Annotated in this window: 4 protein-coding genes; all 4 read left to right on the top strand. The window is 60.6% G+C overall.

Annotated features, from left to right (window positions below; all coding sequences use genetic code 11):
* Positions 1–952: DUF2345 domain-containing protein (locus L1071_RS16095; RefSeq protein ID WP_246977052.1), on the top strand; the 952-nt coding region annotated here is incomplete at its 5' end.
* Between the two features lie 2 nt (positions 953–954).
* A complete protein-coding gene (locus L1071_RS16090) occupies positions 955–1,842 on the top strand; it encodes a DUF4123 domain-containing protein (RefSeq protein WP_246977050.1) in 888 nt (295 codons plus the stop codon).
* Positions 1,835–4,501: a T6SS effector BTH_I2691 family protein gene (locus tag L1071_RS16085; RefSeq protein WP_246977048.1), complete on the top strand. Its 2,667-nt coding sequence runs from the start codon at positions 1,835–1,837 to the stop codon at positions 4,499–4,501. Before L1071_RS16090 ends, L1071_RS16085 begins: the two co-directional genes overlap by 8 nt.
* Positions 4,501–5,502 (top strand): DUF6708 domain-containing protein, encoded by a 1,002-nt coding sequence (locus tag L1071_RS16080; RefSeq protein ID WP_246977046.1) that lies wholly within the window; start codon positions 4,501–4,503, stop codon positions 5,500–5,502. The genes L1071_RS16085 and L1071_RS16080 overlap by 1 nt, the downstream gene beginning before the upstream one ends.
* Positions 5,503–5,547: the final 45 nt, after the last annotated feature.

Genomic DNA, 5,547 nt, shown 5'->3' with positions numbered 1-5,547 from the left:
GCGGCTCAACTCCGAAGCCGAGAAAAGCCAGCTCAACCTCGGCTACCTGATCCACCAGACCGGCAACACCCGCGGCGCCTTCCGTGGCACCGGGTTCGAGCTGCGCAGCGACGCCTATGGCGCCATCCGCGCCAACCAGGGGCTGTACCTCACCAGTTGGGGCCAGCTCGGCGCCAGCGGCGACCAGCTCGACCTCACCCCGGCCAAACAGCAACTCGACAGCGCCTACCAGCTCAGCGACACGCTCAGTCAGAGTGCCCAGGACCACAACGCCGACGCCCTCGACAGTCGCGAGAACCTCAAGCAGGCCGGCACGGACGCCGACGATACCTACGGCACCAGCGAACAGCTCGCGGACGCCGACCAAAGCAATGCCAGCGGCGCCACCGACAGCGGTGGCCGCGGCGAAGCGGCGCGCATGAAAGCCCCCTGGCTGCACCTGGCCTCGCCGGCGGGCATCACGATGAGCACGCCGGAGTCGACCCACCTGGCCCAGGGCCATTCACTGAGCGTCTCCAGCGGCGAAGACGTCAACATCGCCACCGGCAAGAGCCTGGTCGCGTCGATCTCCGAAAAGCTCTCGCTGTTCGTGCAGAAGGCGGGCATCAAGCTCTTCGCCGCCCGAGGCAAGGTGGACCTCCAGGCGCAATCGGACAACCTCGAGGCGACCGCGCGGCAAAACCTCAATGTCACCTCCCGCGACGACAAAATCGACTTGTCGGCCGCCAAGGAAATCCTGCTGGTCAGCGGCGGCGCCTACGTGCGCCTCAAGGACGGCCATATCGAGCTCCACGCCCCGGGCAAGGTCACCATCAACGGCGCGACGAAGAGTTTTGGCGGGCCGACGGAGATGCACGTTGGCAAACCCGTACTGCCCGACACCGATGAACCCATTTGCGTCAGCTGCTGGTTGAAAGCGTTACGCGAACAGCGCGCCCTGGTAAAGGTATAGCCATGAATTTGAACGAGCAGGCGTTGCAAGCACGCATCGAGGATTACCTCGCCGCGCTGGATGATGCGGGCCGAGAATCGACGTCCATTTGTGCCGTGGTGGAAGCCGGACTCCTGACCGACGAGGAGCGTGCCGAGGTATGGAAGCGCTTTCAAGGCTACGCATGGCTGCAACAGCCGGAATATAGCGCGCTTCAGCCGCTGGGCCCCTGGTTGTTCGCTGCGGATGTCGACACGCTGCTTACCGATTTATACCCCCTGGCAGAACGCGGCTTTCATGGATTGTTGATGACGCATCAACCGGTGGCGGATGAAGCGGAGAAACTGGGGGAACTCTGCGTGGTGAAGGATACCGCAGGCGATAAACAGCTACTGCGCTATTACGCCCCCCATGTGTTGCCTATCGTGCACCGTTTCTCCGACATGCCCTGGCATCATCGGCTGTTCGGCAGTTTGAGTTACTGGTGGCTACCCAGCCTGGAAGGCTGGCAAGAATACAAGGGCGCGTGGGAGCCACAGGGGGCGGTACCCGACGCCAGCGAGACAATCACCTTGACGCCGGCGCTCCTGCAGGCCTTGGGCAATGACCCCCTGTCTCATCAGATTCTCGGCGAACTGGAACAGTCATCCCCGTCGCTTTTCAGCGTGGCATGCCCCGGTATCCGGCTGGCCATCGTGGACAACGCCATCTCCAAGGCGCGGGAAGCGGGCTTGAGCAGCACGCAGGATCTGAGCGTCTATGCCGCTTACTGCGTGGCTCATGGCATGGACGTGTCGTGCGAACCGGCATTCGCGCGGGCGGTGGAACTCTCTCGCTCGGGGCCGCGCCCACTGGCCGAAAACCTGAAGACAACAGGCTCATACAGCATCAGCGAGGCGCGTCATGGGTAGTATTCTCGATCCCCTGAGTGTCGGGCAGCGTATCGGTGACCGGCTTTCGGCGATGCCGCAGACCGAGGACGATGGCACGACGGTCGACTGCAAGAAATCGATCAACATTCTGCCACTGCGGTATAGCGCGGTGTACGCCGAGGAAGAAGACCGCCCTGCGCTGGGCAAGGTGCCGGCATACCAGGGCGAGCCCGTCTCGGACGTCGGATTGTCGCACGCCAAATATGCCGCCCGTCTGCTACGGGAAGGGTACCTTTACGTGCTGGTCAACCGACTGGGGACTTACCGCTGGGAGCACTGCTACTACGTCTCCGCCGATGCGCTGTTGCGTCGAATCAATCCCTACGAGCCGTCCAAAGAAGGCGGTGGTGTATCTTACTTCTCCATTAACGACGTCGAGGATGTCTCCGAGGGCTACATGCTCTTCCTGCCGGACCCCTTGAGCGTTCGGATGCTGGAGCGTCTCAAGTCGAACGCACATCTGAGGGAGTCCCTGCAGTGCTTTGCCATCGCCGAGTTGGCCCATAGCTGTCGTGGAGAGGGTGTCATCCCACCGACGATGCTGCAGGATCAGGTGGCCGAGTTCGTCGGTCAGCGCGACGATGCCGTGGGGCAGTTATTGCAGAAACAGACGTTTCCGCCGTTGACCGACCCCTTCGATGAGAACGCCCAGCCCGCCGATCTGGCGGAACGTTGGTCGCGCTTCGAAAGCCTCCAGCGTGCGCTGGAGGGCCTTCAAGGGTTCGCCGTGGTCCTGAGCGACGCCATCGGCATCACCCAGGAACTTAACAATTTCCGCAACGACGCGCTGGAACCGCTCAAGGACTGGATGGAAAAGGACGACGACGAGGGGCTGACCAACGAGCAGCGCTTCTATACCTCGGAACTGATGCGCAACCTGCGCCATGACTATGTGGAAGGACGCATCAATAGTCTAGCGCAGCGTGACGTGCGGCGTTACCGGCTTCAGGTGGGCAACCGCTACATGCCCCATGTCCGTATCGTGGAGGAAGCGACCATCGGCGGTCAGCGCCAACCAACGCCTCGCGACTATGAGTTGGTCGAGGAGTATGAAAATCGGCAGGCCGAGATTCTCGAGGACAGCAAGCAGCGGATATCGGCGCAGCGTAAAGCCGAGTTCTTGCAGGAATACGATCGCCAGTATGGCACGCTGCTGGATCAGGATGAGCGGCAGGCATTCGATGATCGGATGGGCGAGCAGTCTCGGCAGCAGGAAGTGCTGATGGCGCCCCGCGTGGCGGACCACCTGGCATGGCTGCAAAGCGCCGCCTTCCTCGACGCCCTGGATTTCTACGACTCGCGCGATCCGACCTGGGGGTGGGCGTACAGCATTCAGGTCATGCAAGCCACCGCTGGCATGGACGGCTCTGAAGCCGGTGCCGCGCTACTGGCTCAATGGTGGCGCGACATGAACATGAACGACCGCTCGAACCTGGCCTGGGCGGTTTATTGCCTGAATCAGTATGAGATCCGCCATGCCGCACAGCAGGATATCGAGGCGTTCCGCGCCAGAGACGCGCGTTTTGCCAACGCCGATGACGACAGCTGGATCGGCCCGCAACCTCAGCGCATAATGGACGGTTTCAAGCAACTGACGGTGGCCTTCAATACGGCCAACGACGTGCTGGAGGGCGGCCAGACGCCGGAATGGTTCAGGAGCGGCGCACTGGGCATCACCATGGCCTGGTACACCCAGTTCATGCGCGGCTTCTTTGAAAAAGCGCGTCATGAAACGCTGGACCGCGCGACACTACGGACCTCGCTGGGCTTGATGCAGGCCCAACTGGCACGGCATGCCGCCCGGATGGGCGTCAAGCGCCTGTGGTTCAGCAAGGGCCGCGAACGCGAGATCGCCAAGGCCAAACGCTTTCTGGCCCGAGACATAGAGACGGCCCTGGACGGCACAGGCAGCCAGTTCATGCAGTTCCGGCTGGGGGTGGCGGTCGCGATTGTCGAAAGCTATGCGCTTTACCAGACACTCTCCAAGCACGACAAGGACACCCGGGACTACGCCAACGCCGCCGGCTCTTTCGTCGTTCTGGCCGCCGCCGTGGCCGATACCGCCGCCTCCGGTATCAACATGGTGATGGTCATGGGGAAATATCACGCCACCGATGTCGGGAAAGCCGCCCACTTCAGACTGGGTGGCTTCTCGTTCTGGGGTGGGATGCTGGCATCGGTGGGGGCGTTGTTTGGTGCGATTGATGATGGTAGTGAAGCTAAAGCTCAGATAAGTAAGAAGAATTATATTCTAGCGTTAGCGTATGGCGCTAGATTTATAGCCAATGTAGGGGTTGCCATATTGGGTGCGGCAGTGACCCTGGCATCCTCCGCCGCCTATTTGTCTCGCATTGCGCAGCAGGGGAAAACCGCGCTGGCACGACAGCTGGCCTCTATCTTGGCCCCGTTGGCTCGGTCATTGGCGTCGGCTGCCATTCGCGGTGTGCTGATGGCCGGTTTTGCCGCGGTCTCCTGGGCCGGTATCATCCTGACCATCGGGTTCTGGGTTTTCGGCGACGATGCGCTGAAGGCATGGTGCAAGCGCTGTGTCTTTACCACCGAGAGAATGCCCGATCATTACGCCGACTACGCGGAAGAAGTCGGCGCCTTTCACCAGGCTTTACAGGACGTAACCTGATGTATTTCGTTGAGTGGCTGATGCGCCGCACTCTGACGGCGAGCAAGGAGGATATCACCGGATTCGAAGGTGATATGAAGCAGTTCGAGAAGGCGACCGAGAAGTACGGCAAGCAGTATCGGGGGATGCAGGAACGGCAGATCAGCGACGCGCCGTCCGATGCACGCTCTATCTATAGTATGAACGACACCTATATGGATGTCAGAACCTTCTTCGATGAGTGGAGGGGGGGGGTTATATTAGGGTTGTTTCCGCTGCTTTATGGTTTGGTTTTTTTTCCTTTATTTATACTTCCTGAAATAACAGGTGTTCTTCTTACAGGTGTGGTTCCCGAAGTCGGGCGGGATGCAAGTGTCAGTGATTATATAGGAATTATAGGCCTTTGGTGTGTATGGTTGATATTGGTGGCGGCTTTTGTTTACCTCTTCTGGATATTCCGCATGGAATGCCTGGTCCAGCGCCATATCGTGGTCCGTTTCAATCGCAAGACCCGCAAGATCACCATCAATCGGCCCAATTTCGCCGGTGGCAATCAGGTCTATGACTGGGACGACGTGGTGGCCTCCGTCGATCCCGACGATCAGGTGGTGACCAAGAAGCGCAAGCGCGAGATCCTGATGCTGTTCTTCTTCAAGCAGCGCACCGGTGCCGAGTATCACGACGTGGTGTTTCTCGGCGCGCCGCTGCGCAGCGACCACGAACTCTATGCGCTGTGGGAGTACATCCGCCGCTATATGGAAGAGGGGCCGGCAAGCCTGCCCAAGCCCAGGTGCATCCCCAGCTTCCCTTGGCCGTGGCGCTCGTTGTTGGCACCCTGGCGCTTTCTCGAGAACAAGTGGGCACAAGCGCCCTGGAGTCCGAAGATGATCGCGCTGGTGGTGGTCGTCTCGCCGCTCATGCTCGTTCACGCGACGGCGCACTGGTGCTCGCTGCTGCTGTGCTGGCCGGTTTACTGGCCGCGAAAGCTTCGTCGTGAAAGTACGTCGCCGGGACCGGTTTGAATGATCTGGGTGCTATCTAGGCTAATCAATTCTGGCGCGCACTTC

It is taken from the genome of Chromohalobacter sarecensis, assembly GCF_023061135.1.
Classification (GTDB): Bacteria; Pseudomonadota; Gammaproteobacteria; order Pseudomonadales; family Halomonadaceae; genus Chromohalobacter; species Chromohalobacter sarecensis.
This window is presented reverse-complemented; position numbering and strand designations above follow the sequence as displayed.

Bases quoted from the DNA above. Each gene is read 5' to 3' on its own strand.
- L1071_RS16090 (WP_246977050.1), top strand. From the start codon at position 955: ATGAATTTGAACGAGCAGGCGTTGCAAGCACGCATCGAGGATTACCTC.
- L1071_RS16085 (WP_246977048.1), top strand. From the start codon at position 1,835: ATGGGTAGTATTCTCGATCCCCTGAGTGTCGGGCAGCGTATCGGTGAC.
- L1071_RS16080 (WP_246977046.1), top strand. From the start codon at position 4,501: ATGTATTTCGTTGAGTGGCTGATGCGCCGCACTCTGACGGCGAGCAAG.